Annotated in this window: 13 protein-coding genes and 3 pseudogenes; 3 read left to right on the top strand and 13 right to left on the bottom strand. The window is 73.5% G+C overall.

Annotated elements, in window-relative coordinates; genetic code table 11:
* Positions 1-28: 28 nt before the first annotated feature.
* From KCH_RS24985 to KCH_RS44870, 8 genes and pseudogenes are all read right to left on the bottom strand, one after another.
* Positions 29-1,144 carry a DHH family phosphoesterase gene (locus tag KCH_RS24985; RefSeq protein WP_244305420.1) on the bottom strand — a complete coding sequence of 372 codons (1,116 nt, stop codon included), beginning with the start codon at positions 1,142-1,144 and terminating at the stop codon, positions 29-31.
* A complete protein-coding gene (gene rbfA / locus KCH_RS24980) occupies positions 1,141-1,578 on the bottom strand; it encodes a 30S ribosome-binding factor RbfA (protein ID WP_035866663.1) in 438 nt (145 codons plus the stop codon). Before rbfA ends, KCH_RS24985 begins: the two co-directional genes overlap by 4 nt.
* Before the next feature lie 141 nt (positions 1,579-1,719).
* The gene (locus KCH_RS24975) at positions 1,720-2,016 is read right to left on the bottom strand and encodes a DUF503 domain-containing protein (RefSeq protein WP_035866659.1); all 297 of its coding nucleotides are present in this window, start codon (positions 2,014-2,016) and stop codon (positions 1,720-1,722) included.
* 121 nt (positions 2,017-2,137) lie between these two features.
* Positions 2,138-5,223 (bottom strand): annotated as a pseudogene (gene infB, locus KCH_RS47320) (translation initiation factor IF-2).
* Positions 5,224-5,415: 192 nt separating this feature from the next.
* Entirely contained in the window at positions 5,416-5,718 is a 303-nt protein-coding gene (locus KCH_RS24960; RefSeq protein ID WP_084224260.1) for a YlxR family protein, read from the bottom strand.
* Positions 5,719-5,806: 88 nt separating this feature from the next.
* Positions 5,807-6,799, bottom strand: coding sequence for a transcription termination factor NusA (nusA, locus tag KCH_RS24955; RefSeq protein ID WP_035866653.1), 993 nt, complete (start codon positions 6,797-6,799; stop codon positions 5,807-5,809).
* Positions 6,800-6,801: 2 nt separating this feature from the next.
* Complete coding sequence (gene rimP, locus KCH_RS24950; protein WP_035866650.1) at positions 6,802-7,344, bottom strand: ribosome maturation factor RimP; 543 nt, start codon at positions 7,342-7,344, stop codon at positions 6,802-6,804.
* A 395-nt stretch (positions 7,345-7,739) separates the two neighbouring features.
* On the bottom strand, positions 7,740-8,300 hold the full coding sequence (locus tag KCH_RS44870; RefSeq protein ID WP_035866647.1) for a hypothetical protein: 561 nt from the start codon (positions 8,298-8,300) through the stop codon (positions 7,740-7,742).
* Between KCH_RS44870 and KCH_RS44865 the strand changes: the two are divergent.
* The 3 genes and pseudogenes from KCH_RS44865 to KCH_RS44855 all read left to right on the top strand — a co-directional run.
* Positions 8,182-8,436, top strand: a pseudogene (locus KCH_RS44865) (DUF4439 domain-containing protein); the annotation flags it as partial. The gene KCH_RS44870 and the pseudogene KCH_RS44865 overlap by 119 nt on opposite strands.
* A gap of 169 nt (positions 8,437-8,605) precedes the next feature.
* Positions 8,606-9,289, top strand: a pseudogene (locus KCH_RS44860) (aminoglycoside phosphotransferase family protein); the annotation flags it as partial.
* A gap of 285 nt (positions 9,290-9,574) precedes the next feature.
* Positions 9,575-10,126, top strand: a complete 552-nt coding sequence (locus tag KCH_RS44855) for a GNAT family N-acetyltransferase (protein ID WP_035866646.1) — start codon at positions 9,575-9,577, stop codon at positions 10,124-10,126.
* A 7-nt stretch (positions 10,127-10,133) separates the two neighbouring features.
* Here the strand turns inward: KCH_RS44855 and KCH_RS24925 are convergent, their stop codons facing one another.
* The 5 genes from KCH_RS24925 to KCH_RS24905 all read right to left on the bottom strand — a co-directional run bounded on the left by KCH_RS24925 (position 10,134) and on the right by KCH_RS24905 (position 16,742).
* Positions 10,134-11,009, bottom strand: coding sequence for a GNAT family N-acetyltransferase (locus KCH_RS24925; RefSeq protein WP_051653422.1), 876 nt, complete (start codon positions 11,007-11,009; stop codon positions 10,134-10,136).
* Between the two features lie 82 nt (positions 11,010-11,091).
* A complete protein-coding gene (gene ispG / locus KCH_RS24920; RefSeq protein WP_035866645.1) occupies positions 11,092-12,252 on the bottom strand; it encodes a flavodoxin-dependent (E)-4-hydroxy-3-methylbut-2-enyl-diphosphate synthase in 1,161 nt (386 codons plus the stop codon).
* Between the two features lie 119 nt (positions 12,253-12,371).
* Positions 12,372-13,679: a M50 family metallopeptidase gene (locus KCH_RS24915; RefSeq protein WP_157032184.1), complete on the bottom strand. Its 1,308-nt coding sequence runs from the start codon at positions 13,677-13,679 to the stop codon at positions 12,372-12,374.
* A 26-nt stretch (positions 13,680-13,705) separates the two neighbouring features.
* Positions 13,706-14,935, bottom strand: a complete 1,230-nt coding sequence (gene dxr / locus KCH_RS24910) for a 1-deoxy-D-xylulose-5-phosphate reductoisomerase (protein WP_035866644.1) — start codon at positions 14,933-14,935, stop codon at positions 13,706-13,708.
* Positions 14,936-15,299: 364 nt separating this feature from the next.
* Complete coding sequence (locus KCH_RS24905; RefSeq protein WP_035866643.1) at positions 15,300-16,742, bottom strand: aldehyde dehydrogenase family protein; 1,443 nt, start codon at positions 16,740-16,742, stop codon at positions 15,300-15,302.
* Positions 16,743-16,755: the final 13 nt, after the last annotated feature.

Here is a 16,755-nt window from a genome sequence, read left to right as displayed (position 1 = left end):
GAGGAGCCGTCCGCCGAACCGGTCGAGCCTAGCGCGCGCACTCCTCGGCCAGGGCCACCCGGAACCGCTCGACGGTCTCCGGCACCCCGTCGCGGGCGGAGAACCCGGCCGCGAAGACGTGCCCGCCGCCGCCCAGCCGGGCGCACACCGCGGCCACGTCGACCGCGCCGCGGGAGCGGCAGGAGCCGCGCAGCGTGCCGTCCGGGTCCTGCTTGAGCACCAGCGCGACGTCCGCCTCGGCGGGCTTGCGCAGCACGTCGATCAGGCCCTCGATCTCCTCGACGGTGACGCCGAACAGCGCCAGGTCCTGGTACGGCACCCAGGTCCACACCAGCCCGTGCCCGCCGGCCTCCTCGGGTTCGAACGCGGCGCGGTCCAGCGCCCCGGCGAGCACCTTCAGGAAGCCGAAGGAGGTGGTGTCCCACAGTTGACGGGAGATCAGGTCGTGCCGGATCCCGGTGGCCAGCATCCGCCCGGCCATCTCGTGGGTGGCGGGCGTGGTGGCCCGGTACTTGAACGAGCCGGTGTCGGTGGCGATGCCGGTGTACAGGCAGGCCGCGATCGACCGGTCCAGCGGGACGCGCAGTCGGCGCAGCAGTTCGTCGACCAGCACGGCGGTGGCGGGCGCGGCCGGGTCGATCAGCCGGACGGTGCCGAAGCCCGGGTTGGAGGCGTGGTGGTCGAGGACCACCAGCTCGCCGGCCGCGAACGCCTTGTCGCGCAGCAGGCCGAGCCGCTCCTCGGAGGCCGCGTCGAAGGCCAGCACCAGCGCGGGCGCGGCGGGCACCTCGGCGGCGGGGACGATCAGTTCCTGCCCGGGCAGGAAGGACAGCGACTCGGGGATGATCTGCGGGTCGTCGCCGAACGACACCCGGACCCGCTTGCCCAGCCCGCGCAGCGCCAGGCCGGCGGCCAGCGCGGAGCCCAGCGCGTCCCCGTCGGGACAGATGTGGCAGATCAGGTCGATCTCGTCGGCGCCCGCGACCAGTTCCAGGGTGCGCGCCCACTGGGCCTCGAACGGCCCTCCGGAGTCGGGCGACGACTCGCTGCGCTGGCCCGGAAGCACCGCGAGGGCGGTCTCCACCTCAACAGTGGAGACCGCCCCCGCGGCGCCGGACTCGGCCGGCTTCCCGGCCGTGGTCACTCGTCCTCGTCGTCGTCGCGAGCCGACTTGTACGGGTCGGCGTCGCCGGCGTAGACGGCCCCGGCGGCGGCGGTGCGGACGGCGGCGTCGGAGATCCGGGCCTTGTCCAGCAGGTCGTCGATGTTCCGGGCGTTGTCCGGCAGGGCGTCGGCGACGAAGGTCAGGGTCGGCGTGAACCGCACCCCGGTCTGCTTGCCGACCTCGGAGCGCAGGATGCCCTTGGCGCTCTCCAGCGCGGCCGCGCTGGACTCCCGCTCGGTCTCGTCGCCGTAGACGGTGTAGAAGACGGTGGCCTCGCGCAGGTCACCCGTCACGCGGGCGTCGGTGATGGTGACGTACCCGAGTCGCGGGTCCTTGATCCGGCGCTGCAGGGTCTCCGCCACGACCACCTGAATGCGGTCGGCGAGCTTGCGCGCCCTTGCGGTGTCGGTCACGTTGCCTCCTCGTGCAGTGGGCGCGGTACCCGGGTCAAGACCTCGACCCGGTGGGGGCCCTCTCCCCAACGTACCCGCCCGCGCCCAGCCTTGTGGGCGCTCTCGGTCCGGTGCGGGTGTGACGGTGGTGACGCCCGCTGGTCATTCGTCGTCGTCGTGGTGGTGCCGCCTCCGCGTGGAGAGCAGCATCACCTCGGGGCGGCCGGCGACGAGCCGCTCACAGCTGTCCAGGATCTCGTTGACGTACCCGGCGTCGCCGGACACCACCGCACAGCCGATCTCGGCCCTGCGGTGCAGATCCTGGTTCCCGACCTCTGCGGCGCACACGCTGTACTTGCGCTGCAGTTCGGCCACGATGGGCCGCACGATCGACCGCTTCTCCTTCAGCGAGTGCACGTCGCCGAGGAGCAGGTCGAAGGTGAGAGTTCCTACGAACATGTGTGACAGGCCTGGCCGGCCTGGGGGCCTCGAAGGATTCCCGACAGCCAGGACCCTAACAGCGCGGCCGGGGCCGGTCGACGGGATTTGCACCCCGTCGGCCGACCCCGGTCAGCAGCCGTTACGCGCGCGGCTTCTCGCGCATCTCGTAGGTCTCGATGACATCGTCGATCTTGATGTCGTTGAACGAGCCCAGCGTGACACCGGCCTCGAAGCCCTCGCGGACCTCGGTCGCGTCGTCCTTGAAGCGGCGCAGACCCTCGATGTTGAGGTTCTCCGCCACGACCTTGCCGTCGCGCAGCAGGCGGGCCTTGGTGTTGCGGCGGATGATGCCTTCGCGCACCAGGACACCGGCGATGTTGCCGAACTTGGAGGAGCGGAACACCTCGCGGATCTCCGCGGAGCCGAGGCGCACCTCCTCGTACTCGGGCTTGAGCAGGCCCTTGAGCGCGGCCTCGATCTCCTCGATCGCCTGGTAGATGACCGAGTAGTACCGGATGTCGACGCCCTCGCGCTCGGCCGCGGTACGGGCACGCCCCTCGGCGCGCACGTTGAAGCCGATGATGATGGCGTCCGAGCCCATCGCCAGGTCCACGTCGGACTCGGTGATGGCACCCACACCGCGGTGCAGGACCCGCAGCTCGACCTCTTCGCCCACGTCCAGCTTGACGAGGGCGTCTTCCAGGGCCTCGACCGAACCGGAGACGTCACCCTTGATGATCAGGTTGAGCTTCTCGATGTTGCCGGCGGCCAGCGCGGCCTCGAAGCCCTCCAGCGACACGCGGACGCGGCGCTGGGCCATCGAGGCGTTGCGGTCGCGGGCGGCGCGCTTCTCGGCGATCTGACGGGCCGTGCGGTCCTCGTCGACGACGATGAAGCTGTCGCCGGCGCGGGGCACCGAGGTCAGACCGAGCAGCAGCACCGGACGGGACGGGCCGGCCTCGGAGAGGCTGTTGCCGTTCTCGTCCAGCATCGCGCGGACGCGGCCGTAGGAGTCGCCGACGACGATCGAGTCGCCGACCCGCAGGGTGCCGCGCTGGACGAGCAGCGTCGCCATGGCGCCGCGGCCCTTGTCCAGGTGGGCTTCGATCGCGATGCCCTGGGCGTCCTGCTCCGGGTTGGCGCGCAGGTCGAGCGAGGCGTCCGCGGTCAGGACCACGGCCTCCAGCAGTTCCTCGATGTTGAGGCCCTGGCGGGCGGAGATGTCGACGAACATGGTGTCGCCGCCGTACTCCTCGGCCACCAGGCCGAACTCGGTCAGCTGGCCGCGGACCTTGGTCGGGTCCGCACCCTCGACGTCGATCTTGTTGACCGCGACCACGATCGGCACACCGGCGGCCTTGGCGTGGTTGAGCGCCTCGACCGTCTGTGGCATGACGCCGTCGTTGGCCGCGACCACCAGGATCGCGATGTCGGTGGACTTGGCACCACGGGCACGCATGGCGGAGAACGCCTCGTGACCCGGGGTGTCGAGGAAGGTGATCGGGCGCTGCTCGCCGTTCACCTCGGTGACCACCTGGTACGCACCGATGTGCTGGGTGATGCCGCCGGCCTCGCCCGCGACCACGTTGGTCTTGCGGATCGCGTCCAGCAGTCGGGTCTTGCCGTGGTCGACGTGACCCATGACGGTCACGACCGGCGGACGCGGGGCCAGCTGGTCCTCGTCGCCCTCGTCGACACCGAAGTCGATGTCGAACGACTCGAGCAGCTCGCGGTCCTCGTCGTCCCGGCTGACGATCTCCAGCACGAAGCCCATCTCGTCCGCCAGCAGCTGCAGCGTGGCGTCGGAGACCGACTGGGTGGCGGTGACCATCTCACCGAGGTTGAACATGACGGAGACGAGCGCGGCCGGGTTGGCGTTGATCTTCTCCGCGAAGTCCGTCAGCGACGCACCGCGCGACAGGCGAACGGTCGAACCGTTGCCGCGCGGCAGCATCACACCGCCGACGGACGGGGCCTGCATGGCCTCGTACTCCTGGCGCTTCGCGCGCTTCGACTTCCGGCCGCGCGCCGGACGGCCACCGGGGCCGCGACCGAACGCACCCTGCGTGCCACCACGGGCACCCGGGCCGCCGGGACGACCGCCGAAGCCACCGGGACGGGCACCGCCGCCACCGAAGCCGCCGCCACCGGTGCCACCGGGACGGGGGCCGCCGAAGCCGCCACCGGCCGGACGCGAGCCCGGACCGGCCGGACGGCCCTGGAAGCCCGGACGGGCGCCACCCGGAGCACCCGGACGCGCGCCGGGACCACCCGGACGAGCACCGGCACCCGGACCCGGGCGCGGGCCCGGACGCTGCGGCATCATGCCGGGGTTCGGACGGGGCATCCCGGACGGGCTCGGCGCACCGGGGCGCGGAGCGGCCGGACGCGGCATGCCGTCGGGACGCGGCGCGCCGGCACCCGGGCCACCGGGACGCGGGGCGCCGGCGGGACGGGGACCGCGCTCGCCGGCCGGGGCACCCGGACGCGGCGCGCCGGCACCCGGACCGCCCGGACGCGGAGCGCCACTGGGACGGGGACCGCGCTCACCGGCCGGACCGCCCGGACGCGGCGCGCCGGCGCCGGGAGCACCCGGACGCTGACCGCGCTCGCCGGCCGGACCGCCGGGACGCGGGCGGACGGACGGGCCATGCCCGACGCGCCGCCCGAGGTGAAGGGGTTGTTGCCCGGACGCGGGCCGGCCGGACGCGGACCCGGACGGGCCGCGGGGTTGGCCGGGGCCGGCCGCGGAGCGGCCGGACGCGCCGGAGCCTCACCGGCCGGAGCCGGGGAGGAGAACTCGGCCGCCGGGCGGGCGCGGCCGGAGCGGCCGGCGAAGCCGGACGGGCGGCCGGGCGCGGACCCGGGTCGGCGCACCGGCGGGCTTCGGCGCAGCCGAGCCCGCGGCGGGCGCGGGGTGGTCGGACGGGGCCCGGCGTCGCGGTCGGACGCGGGCCGGGGGTGGGGCACCCGGCTTGGGTGCAGCCGCACCGGCACCGCCGGACGGCTGGGCGCCGCGGGCTTCCGCGGGCCAGGCTTCGCGGAGGACGCGCCGCCGGACGGCGGGGTCGCTCCCAAAGCGTCAGTCAACTTGCGCACGACCGGCGCCTCGATCGTCGAGGACGCCGACCGCACGAACTCGCCCAGCTCGGTGAGCTTGGCCATGACGGCCTTGCTCTCCAAGCCAAGCTCCTTGGCGAGCTCGTATACCCGGACCTTAGCCACTTCGCTCCTGTCTATACGTCCGGGGTATTCGTCCGCCGGACTGTCGCTACTTCATGGGCGTACTCATCGCGTACTCATCGAGTGCTCATCGCAATCTCGACCTACTTCCATCTCGCGAGGTACCTGACCTTGGGGCGCACGGCGGCGTACCCACTGCCGTGCGCTGGTGCGTGTTGCCGGGCGTGACGCCCGTCAGCGGGCCGACTGACCGTCGGCCGGACTTGCTCCTGCCCCGACGTACTCCCGCAGGGCGCCGGGTTCGAGCGTGCCCTGGACCCGGAGGGCCCTCGGGAACGCCCGGCGGCGGACCGCGAGGTCGAGGCAGGTCGGGACGGGGTGCAGATACGCGCCCCGGCCCGGCAGTGTGCCGCGAGGATCGGGGACGCACTCGCCCTCGCCCGCCACGACACGCAGCAGCTCGTGCTTGGCCGCGCGCTTGCGGCAGCCCACGCAGGTGCGTTCAGGGCATGCGCGGACATGCGTCCGGCCAGACACGCTCAAGTCTACCCCTCCGAAGGGACTCGCCGCCTCCGAGTAGATCTCCGAAGGCTTTCTTCAACGCTGGTACTGCCGGACGTGTTCCCTACTGGGCGTCGGCCGGGGCCTCGGTGTCCGGGCGGATGTCGATCCGCCAGCCGGTGAGGCGGGCGGCCAGGCGGGCGTTCTGCCCCTCCTTGCCGATCGCCAGCGACAGCTGGTAGTCCGGCACGATCACCCGGGCGGAGCGCTGGGCCAGGTCGACGATCTCCACCTTCGTCACCCGCGCGGGGGACAGCGCGGAGGCGACCATCTCGGCCGGGTCCTCCGACCAGTCGACGATGTCGATCTTCTCGCCGTGCAGCTCGGCCATCACGCCGCGCACCCGCATGCCGTTCGGGCCGATGCAGGCGCCCTTGGCGTTCAGGCCCGACTTGCGCGACCAGACCGCGATCTTGGTGCGGTGGCCGGCCTCGCGGGCGATCGCCGCGATCTCCACCGAGCCGTCCGCGATCTCCGGAACCTCCAGCGCGAACAGCCGCTTCACCAGGTTCGGGTGGGTCCGCGAGAGGGTGACCGACGGGCCGCGCACACCGCGCCGCACGCCCACCACGTAGCACTTCAGCCGGGTGCCGTGCCGGTAGTCCTCGCCCGGGACCTGCTCCTGCGGCGGCAGGATGGCCTCCAGCTTGCCGATGTCGACCAGGATGTTCTTCGGGTCGTTGCCCTGCTGGACGACACCGGTGACGATGTCGCCCTCCTTGCCGGCGTACTCGCCGAAGGTCTGGTCGTCCGCGGCGTCCCGCAGCCGCTGCAGGATGACCTGCTTGGCGGTGGAGGCGGCGATCCGGCCGAACCCGCTCGGGGTGTCGTCGAACTCCTTGGGCTCCACGCCCTCGTCCAGCTCGGCCGCGTCCTCCAGCGCCCACACCGTCACGTGGCCGGTCTTGCGGTTCAGCTCGACCCGCGCCCGGCGGCGCGATCCCTCGGTGCGGTGGTACGCGATGAGGAGGGCCGACTCGATCGACTCGACCAGCAGGTCGAACGGCACGCCCTTCTCGGTGACCAGCCCGCGCAGGGCACTCATGTCGATGTCCACGATTACGCCTCCTCTTCCTCTTCGTCCGTGTCCGCGATGTCGGCGGCGGCGTCGAGCAGTTCCTCGTCCTTGCGGTTGAACTCGACCTGCACCCGGGCCCGCGCGATCTCCGCGAACTCCAGTCGGCGCTCCTTGGGACGGCCGCGCCCCTTCACCGGCTGCACCTCGACCAGCGCGCCGTCCTCGTCGCTCTCCAGCACCCGCGCGGTCAGCTCCGCGCCGTCCACCAGCTTGATCGCCGCCAGCCGGCCGGTCGCCCGGCGCCAGTGCCGCGGCTCGTTCAGCGGGCGCTCGGCGCCCGGCGAACCGACCTCCAGCAGGTACGGGGCGTCGCCCATCAGGTCGGAGTCGTCCAGCGCCTGGCCGACCAGGCGGGAGAACTCGGCGATCGCGTCCAGGTCGACGCCGCCGTCGGCGTCCACGTCGATCTGCACCTGGCGGCGGCTGCCGGCCTGGGTCACCTTGACCTCTTCGAGGTCCAGCCCGGCCTCGGCTGCCAGCGGCTCCAGCAATGTGCGCAGCCGGTCAGTGGGGGTGGTGCTCATCCGGGTGACTCCTCGGCCGCGTCTGCTGTTGTCAGAGGTGCTAACTCATGGCGAAGCCTATCCGGTCCACCCCCGAACCGCCGATTCCGACCCGGACGCGGAGCACCCCGCTGCGAGGAAGGTCACAGCCACCCGGTACGGTCCAAGCTCCCGCCGGGAGAGCCCGGCTCCGGTCAAGATTCTCCCGACGGGGGCTTCCGGCCCCACGAACACGCTGGAGTGCCGATGCCCGCGCCCACACGGCGGACCTTCCTGGCCCTCGGGGCGCTCGGCGGCCTCCAGTTCCTGTGCGGCTGCACCGGCGACCACTCCCACGCCACCGGGAGGACGGCCGAGGACGCCGACCGGCCGCTGCGCCTGCGCCAGCTCGCCGCCACCGACGCCCTCCTCGCCGACTACGACGCCGTGCTCGCCACCGGCCCCGCGGCCCCGGACCAGCTCGCCGACCAGCGCGAGGACGTCGTCCAGCACCGGGAGGCGCTCGCCCAGTCGCTGCCCGCCTCCTCGCCGACCGCGCACCCGAGCGCCTCCGCCGCCCGCACGGTCGCCGACCTGGCCGCGTCCGAGCGGCGCACCGCCGGCCTGCGGCTGGCCGACCTCGCGGCCGCCTCCCCCGCCCTCGCCAGGACCCTCGCCGCGGTGTCCGCCTCCGGCGCCGCGCACGCCGCCGCCCTCGGCGACACCGGCCCGGTCGCCGCCGACAACCCCGCGCCGTCCCCGTCACCGTCCTCGTCGCCGTCCGGCTCGGCCTCGCCCGCCGCCCTGGCGAGCGCCGACTCGGACGCCCTGCAGTCCGCGCTCGCCGCCGAGCACGCCGCCGTGTACGGGTACGGCGTGGTGGGCGCGTTCCTGCCGGTCGGCCCGCAGCGCGAGGACGGGCGCGCCACGTACGCCGCCCACCAGGCCCGCCGGGACGCCTGGCAGCGCCTGCTCAGCACCGGCGGGGTCTCCCCCACCGCGGCCGCCCCCGGCTACCGGCTCCCCTTCCAGGTGACCGACGCCGTCTCCGCCGGCCGGCTCGCGGCCTTCCTGGAGACCCAGCTCACCGCCGCCTACGCCGACCTGTGCACCGCCCCCGCCCTCCGCGCGCAGGCCGCCGCCGCCCTCCGCGAGTCCGCCCTCCGGGCCGCCCACTGGGGCGCCGACCTCCCGCGCTCCCCGGCCTCGCCGCCGCCGACCCCTCGCCGTCCCCGAGCGCGAGCTGACGGACCGTCCGCCCGCCACGGCGGCGCCCGGCGCGGCAGTCGCCCTGCCCTGGGCGATGATGGACGGCATGTCCGCACAGCCCGCGCAGTTCACCGTCCCCGAGCGTCTGGTCGAGTCGGTCCGGGCGGGAGGTGGTCCGCAGGACGCGGAGTGGCTGGCGGCGCTGCCGGGCCGGTTCGCGGAGCGGGTGGCGGCCTGGGGCCTGGTGCTGGAGCGGATCGCGGTGCCCGGCGGGCGGAACAGCCTGGTGGGGTACGCGTACCGGGCCGCGGACCGCACGCCGGTGGCGGTGAAGCTGCCGCGGCCCGCTCCCGGCACGGCAGCGCAGGCGGCGGCGCTGCGGGTGTGGGCCGGCCGCGGGGCCGTGCTGCTGCTGGACGAGGCGGACGGGGCGCTGCTGCTGGAGCGGCTGCACGGCGAGATCCCGCTGCGTTCGCTCGCCGAGGCGAAGGCGACGCTGGAGGCCACCAGCCTGCTGCGCCGCCTGTGGGTGCGGCCGCCGGCCGGGCACTCCTTCGACACCCTGGAGGACCGGGCCGGGCAGCTGACCCGCCGGATCGCCCGGGACCGCGCGCTCGCGGCGGACGCCGCGCCGCTGGTGGACGAGGCGCTGGAGGCGGTCGCGGCCGGCGCGGACGACGACGGCTGGCTGCTGCACGGGGACTTCCACCACGGGCGGGTGCTGGCCGCCGACCGGGCGCCGTGGCTCGCGGTCGGGCCGCGGCCGCTGGTCGGCGACCGGGCGTACGACCTGGCCCGGCTGGTGCTGGACCGGGCGGACACCCTGGCGGCCTCGCCGGGCCCGCGCGGGCGGCCCGGCGGCGGCTGGCGCAGCTGTCGGAGGCCGTGGAGCTGCCCGCCGAGCGGGTCCGCGCCTGGACCCTGCTGCGGGCCGTGGACACCGCCCTGGCGGCGCTGCGGCGGGGCGACGCGGCGGGCGCGGAGCTCCATCTGGAGTTCGCGGCCTGGCTGTGAGGACGGGCCGCGCGGACGCCCGCGACGGCAGGTAGTAACGTCCCGCTTCATGGAGCAGCGCACCGGGGTGACGATCGAGGCCATCGACCTGGCGGCGTGGGCGCCCGCCGTGCTGGAGGTCCAGGCGGTCGCGTTCGGCCTGGGTCCGCAGGAGGTGGCGGTGCGGCTGCCGATCGTCGGCCGGCACGCGCTGCAGCCGGGGGTGATCGCGCTGGGGGCGATGGCGGAGGGCCGGCTGGTCGGGTTCGGCTACGGGATGCCCAACCAGCGCACCCACTGGTGGTCGACGGTGATCGAGCCGTACCTGGCGGCGCGCGGCCACGCGGACTGGCTGGACGGGGTGTTCGCGGTGACGGAGCTGCACGTGCTGCCGGAGTTCCAGGGCCTGGGGGTGGGCACCCGGCTGATCCGGGCGCTGTGCGAGCGCTCCGGCCTGGACCGCTCGATCCTGTCGGCGATCGACGCGGAGACCCCGGCCCGCCGGCTGTACCGCGCGCTCGGCTACCGGGACCTGGCCCCGGCGGTGCGCTTCCCGAACACGGTGCGCCCGTACGCGGTGATGGGCGCCCACCTGCCGCTGCGCGACCCGTCGAGCCGCTGACGGTGCGTCAGAACAGCACGCTCATGAACGCGCCGACCTCGTGGAAGCCGACCCGGCGGTAGGCGGCGCGGGCCCGGATGTTGAAGTCGTTGACGTACAGCGAGACGACGGGGGCGACCTCGGCCAGCGCGGTGTTCACGACGGCGGCCATGCCGCTCTCGGAGAGCCGCTTGCCGCGGTGCTCGGGGGCCACCCAGACGCCCTGGATCTGGCAGGCGCCGGCGGTGACGGCGCCGATCTCGGCCTTGAAGACGACCTTGCCGTCCTCGTCGAAGCGGGCGAACGACCGTCCGGAGGAGACCAGTTCGGCGACCCGGGCCTGGTAGAGCAGGCCCCCGTCGCCGGCCAGCGGGGAGATCCCGACCTCCTCGGTGAACATGGCGACGCAGGCGGGCATCAGCGCCTCGATCTCGCCGCGGTGCACCCGCCGCACCAGCGGGTCGGGTTCGACCTCGGTGACGGGCGTGGAGGTGGCCATCAGCGGCTGGTGGCCGCGCACGTCGCGGGCCGGGCCCCAGGAGCGCTCCAGCAGCGCCCACAGGGCGGCGGTGGCTTCGGCCGGGCCGACGATCGAGGAACAGCGGCGGCCCTGCCGGCGGGCGCGTTCGGCGAACGCGCGGACGGCCTCCGGGCCGGCGTTGACCGGGACCAGGTTGGCGCCGGCGTAGCACAGCGCGTCGAGCCGCCCGTCGGCGTCGTGCCAGCCCCACATCTCGCCGCCGAGCCGCCACGGGTCGAGGCCGACGGCCTCCACCCGGGTGGCGACGAAGGCGTTGGCGACCGGGTCGCGGTGCAGGATCTCCAGCGCCTCTTCGAGGTCGGGCCCCTCCAGCACGCGGGTTGCGGCCAGCGCCCGGGCGACCTGGAACGGTCCGGGCAGCATCACACCTCGGTCGAGCACGGGAGGCACCTCTCGCACGGGGGCGGGACCGTCCGGGGACGGTCCCGCCGGGGAGTTCAGACCGTCACTCGGCGGCCACGACGACGGGGGCGCCGGACTCGACGCCGTCCTCCTGCATCTGCTCGGCCAGCTTCATGGCCTCCTCGATCAGGGTCTCGACGATCTTCGACTCGGGGACGGTCTTGATGACCTCGCCCTTGACGAAGATCTGGCCCTTGCCGTTGCCGGAGGCGACGCCCAGGTCGGCCTCGCGGGCCTCGCCGGGGCCGTTCACGACACAGCCCATGACGGCCACCCGCAGCGGCACCTCCATGCCCTCCAGGCCGGCGGTGACCTCCTCGGCGAGCTTGTAGACGTCCACCTGGGCGCGGCCGCAGGACGGGCAGGAGACGATCTCCAGGCCGCGTTCGCGCAGGCCCAGCGACTCCAGGATCTGGTTGCCGACCTTGATCTCCTCGGCCGGCGGGGCGGACAGCGAGACCCGGATGGTGTCGCCGATGCCCTCGGCGAGCAGCGCGCCGAACGCCACCGCGGACTTGATGGTGCCCTGGAAGGCGGGGCCGGCCTCGGTGACGCCCAGGTGCAGCGGGTAGTCGCAGGCGGCGGCGAGCTGCCGGTAGGCGTTGATCATCACGACCGGGTCGTTGTGCTTGACCGAGATCTTGATGTCGCGGAAGTCGTGCTCCTCGAACAGCGAGCACTCCCACAGCGCGGACTCCACCAGCGCCTCGGGGGTGGCCCGGCCGTACTTCTCCAGCAGGCGCTTGTCGAGCGAGCCGGCGTTGACGCCGATCCGGATCGGCACGCCGGCGTCCTTGGCGGCCTTGGCGATCTCGCCGACCTTGTCGTCGAAGGCCTTGATGTTGCCCGGGTTGACGCGCACCGCGGCGCAGCCGGCGTCGATCGCGGCGAACACGTACTTGGGCTGGAAGTGGATGTCGGCGATCACCGGGATCTGCGACTTCTTGGCGATGATCGGCAGCGCGTCGGCGTCGTCCTGCGAGGGGACCGCGACCCGGACGATCTGGCAGCCCGAGGCCGTCAGCTCGGCGATCTGCTGGAGCGTCGCGTTGACGTCGGAGGTCAGCGTGGTGGTCATCGACTGCACCGAGACCGGCGCGTCGCCGCCCACCGGTACGTTGCCGACCATGATCTGCCGCGAGTACCGGCGCTTGGCCAGCGGCTTGAGCGGCAGGGAGGGGATACCGAGCGAGATCGCGGTCATGTGCGCAGTGTTTCCTCTGCAGAAATTCGGTGAGCCGACGCGCGCCGCAACCGGCGCGCCCGGCGTCCAACGGTACGGCACGGCCGGGCGGCGGAGCACACCCGGCCGTGGTGGCGCGACTAGTTGAGGCGCACCGGGTTGACGATGTCGGCTGCCATCACCAGGGCGGTGAAGCAGATGAACACCCCGGCCACCACGTAGGCCAGCGGCATCAGCCGGGCCACGTCGAACGGGCCGGGGTCGGGGCGGCGCAGCAGCCGGGCGGCGGCGCGGCGCAGCGACTCCCACAGGGCGCCGGCGATGTGGCCGCCGTCCAGCGGGAGCAGCGGCAGCATGTTGAACAGGAACAGCATCAGGTTGATGCCGGCCAGCAGCTGGACGGTGAAGGCGAGCTGCTGGGTGGCGGGCAGGTCCATCGCGAAGACGTCGCCGCCGAGCCGGGCGGCGCCGACCATGCCGATCGGCGAGTCGGTGTCGCGCGGGGTGCCGTCGACGACGGCGTGCCACAGGCCGGGGATCTTTCCGGGCAGCTGGGTCAGCGACTCGATGCTGTGCCGGGCCATCGAGTCCATCTGGTCGACGCTCTCGCCGAAGGACAGGTGGTGCACGCCGGTGGCGGGGGTGATGCCGAGGAAGCCGGCGGTGACGGTCTGCCCCTTGATCGGGGTGCCGTCCTTCTCCTGCGCCTGCAGGGTGTTGGTCTTGATGTCGGCACTCAGCGTGGCGAGGCTGCCGTCCTTGTGCCGGACCTCGATGGCGACGTGCTTGCCGGCCGAGTCCCGGATCAGGTTGGACAGCTGCGGGTAGTCGTGGATCGGCACGCCGCCGAAGCTCAGCACGGTGTCGCCGGCCCGCAGGCCCGCCAGGTTGGCGGGGGTCTTCTCGGCGCCGGGCTCGCAGGTGTCGGTCTTGGCGCCGACCGGCACCACGCACTCGCTGACGGACTGCACGGTGGGCACCGACTGCTGGATGCCGATGCCCATGAACAGGGTCAGGAACAGGCCGATCGACAGCACCAGGTTCATGCCCGGGCCGGCGAACATGACGATGACCCGCTTCCACGGCTTGCGGGTGTAGAACAGCCGGTTCTCGTCGCCGGGCTCGATCTCCTCGTAGGACGCCGCCCGGGCGTCCTCGATCATGGTCCGCCAGGGCGAGCTGGAGCGCTTCGTTATCCGGCCGTCCGCCCCGGGCGGGAACATGCCGATCATCCGGATGTAGCCGCCGAACGGGATCGCCTTCAGGCCGTACTCGGTCTCGCCGCGCTTGACGGACCAGATGGTCTTCCCGAAGCCGACCATGTACTGGGGCACCCGGATGCCGAACAGCTTCGCGGTGGAGAGGTGGCCGAGTTCGTGCCAGGCGATCGAGAACAGCAACCCGACCACGAAGATCAGGACGCCCAACACCCACATCAGCTTGTCCACCGCGTCGCCTCCGTCGTCCTACTGCCTCAGCCGGCCGCCAGCTCGCGGGCCCGGGCCCGGGCCCAGCTCTCCGCGTGGAGTACGTCCTCCACCGTGAGCGAAGTTCCCGACTGCGGGGCGCCGTGTTCGGCGACCACCTTCGCCACAGTGTCCACGATTCCGGTGAAGGGCAGCGCGCCCTTCAGGAAAGCGTCCACACATTCCTCGTTGGCGGCGTTGAAGACCGCCGGGGCGGTCCCGCCGAGCGTACCGACCTCGCGGGCCAGCTCGACCGCCGGGAAGGCCTCGTTGTCGAGCGGGAAGAACTCCCAGGTCGCGGCCTTCGTCCAGTCGCAGCCGGGGGCGGCGTCCGGCACCCGGTCCGGCCAGCCGAGGCCCAGCGCGATCGGCATCCGCATGTCCGGCGGGCTGGCCTGGGCGAGGGTCGAGCCGTCCAGGAACTCCACCATCGAATGAACGACCGACTGCGGATGGACGACGACCTCGATCCGGTCGAACGGCACGTCGTACAGCAGGTGCGCCTCGATCACCTCCAGGCCCTTGTTCACCAGGGTCGCCGAGTTGATCGTCACCACCGGGCCCATCGCCCAGGTCGGGTGCGCCAGCGCGTCGGACGGCGTGACACCGGCCAGCTGCTCGCGGGTGCGGTTGCGGAACGGGCCGCCGCTGGCGGTCACCACGAGCTTGCGGACCTCGGCGCGGGTGCCGCCGGCCAGCGCCTGGAACAGCGCGGCGTGCTCGGAGTCCACCGGCACGATCTGGCCGGGCTTCGCCACCGCCTTCACCAGCGGGCCGCCGACGATCAGCGACTCCTTGTTCGCCAGTACCAGCACCCGGCCGGCCCGCAGCGCGGCCAGCGTCGGCGCCAGGCCGATCGAACCGGTGATGCCGTTCAGCACCGAGTGGCACTCCGTCGCCGCCAGCTCGGTCGCCGCGTCCGGGCCGACCAGCACCCGCGGCAGCGGCGCGCCCTGCGCCTTGGCCGCCAGCGCCTCGCGCAGCGGCCCCTCGGCGGCCGGGTCGGCCACGGCGACGGTGTGCACGCCCAGCGCGACGGCCTGCTCGGCGAGCAGCTCCACCCGGCCGCCGGCCGCGGACAGCGCGACCACCGTGAACCGCTCGGGGTTGCGGAGCACCACGTCGATGGCCTGGGTGCCGATCGAACCGGTCGAGCCGAGGATGACCAACTCCCGCGGCCCGTCCGGGTCGGCGACGGTCGGAGTGAAGCGCAGCTGCGGATGGGCGAGCGAGTTCATGCCCCCATTGTGGCGGGTGCGGTGCGGTGGTCACCGCCAGGCCCAGAGCTTCCCCGCGGCGTCGCCGTCCGCCGAGGTCTCCCGCTCGAACACGCCCGCGACGCCGCGCAGCTCGGCGAACTCCGGCGAATCGGACTCGTGCACTATCGCGCCGCGGAAGCTGTTGCCGCCGCTCCCGGTGAGCGTGCCGACCCGGCTCGCGCGCGCCGCCCGGGCCCGTCGGCACGGCCTGGCCGACGCCTTCCGGGGTGCCGCTCGCCGCGAACGAGGACTCCACCGCGGGCGGCGGCCCGCTCCCGGGGGCCAGGTGCGCGAACGCCCCGCCGCCGCTTGCGCGGTGACGGGGCGTCGGGAGCGGGCTCGATCAGAGGTCGAGGCCGGTCAGCACCATGACCTTCTCGAAGGTGAAGTCGTCCATCGCGTAGCGGACGCCCTCGCGGCCCACGCCGGAGTCCTTCACGCCGCCGTACGGCATCTGGTCGGCGCGGTAGGACGGCGCGTCGCCGATCACCACGCCGCCGACCTCCAGCTCGCGGTGGGCGCGGAAGGCGGTCTGCACGTCGTGCGTGAAGACGCCCGCCTGCAGGCCGAAGTCGGAGTCGTTGACCATCGCGAAGGCCTCGTCCGTGGAGGACGCCTTGTGCAGCGACAGCACCGGGCCGAACACCTCGGACTTCGCCAGGATGGCGTTCTCCGGCAGGTCGGCGAGCACGGTCGGCGCGTAGGCGGCGCCGTCCCGCTTGCCGCCGGTGAGCACCTTCGCGCCCTTGGCGACGGCGTCCTCGACCCAGGACTCGACGCGCTTGGCGGCGTTCTCGTCCACCAGCGGGCCGACGTCGGTGGCCTCGTCGCGCGGGTCGCCGGTCACCTGGGCCTGCACCTTGGCGACGACCTTCTCCACCAGGCGGTCGTAGACGCTCGCGTCGGCGATCACCCGCTGCACCGAGATGCAGGACTGGCCGCCCTGGTAGTTCGCGAACAGCGCGATCCGGGTCGCGGCCCAGTCGAGGTCCGCCTCGGAGCTCCAGTCCGCCAGCACCACGGCCGCGGCGTTGCCGCCGAGCTCCAGGGTGACGTGCTTGCGCGGCACCGAGTCCATGATCTGGTAGCCGACCTTGTCCGAACCGGTGAACGAGATCACCGGCAGGCGCTTGTCCTGCACCAGCGCGGGCATCTTGGCGTTCTCGACCGGCAGGATGCTCCAGGAGCCGGCCGGCAGGTCCGTCTCGGCCAGGATCTCGCCCAGCACCATCGCGGACAGCGGGGTCGCCGGCGCGGGCTTCAGGATGATCGGCGCGCCGACCGCGATCGCCGGTGCCAGCTTGTGGGCCACCAGGTTCAGCGGGAAGTTGAACGGCGCGATGCCCAGCACGACGCCGCGCGGGAAGCGGCGCACCAGCGCGTAGCGGCCGGTGCCGCCCGGGTCGGTGTCCAGGCGCATGGTCTCGCCGTTGGTCCGGCGGGCCTCCTCGGCGGCCCAGCGGAACACCGACACGGCACGGCCCATCTCGCCGCGCGCCCACTTGATCGGCTTGCCGTTCTCGGCGGTGATCAGCTGGGCGATCTCCTCGGTGCGCTCCGCCAGCCGCTTCGCGACGTGGTCCAGCGCGGCGGCGCGCACGTGCGCCGGGGTCGCGGCGAACACCGGAACCGCGGCGGCGGCGGCCGCGACGGCCTCCTCCACCTGCGCGTCGGTCGGCACACTGACCTTCGCCACCAGGCTGCCGTCGTGCGGGTGGCGGACCTCGAAGTCCGCCTCGCCGCTCGCCCGCTGCCCGGCCAACCAGAACTCGTACGTGGTGGTCACGGTCGCACCGGCC

The sequence above is a fragment of the Kitasatospora cheerisanensis KCTC 2395 genome (genome assembly GCF_000696185.1).
Classification (GTDB): Bacteria; Actinomycetota; Actinomycetes; order Streptomycetales; family Streptomycetaceae; genus Kitasatospora; species Kitasatospora cheerisanensis.
This window is presented reverse-complemented; position numbering and strand designations above follow the sequence as displayed.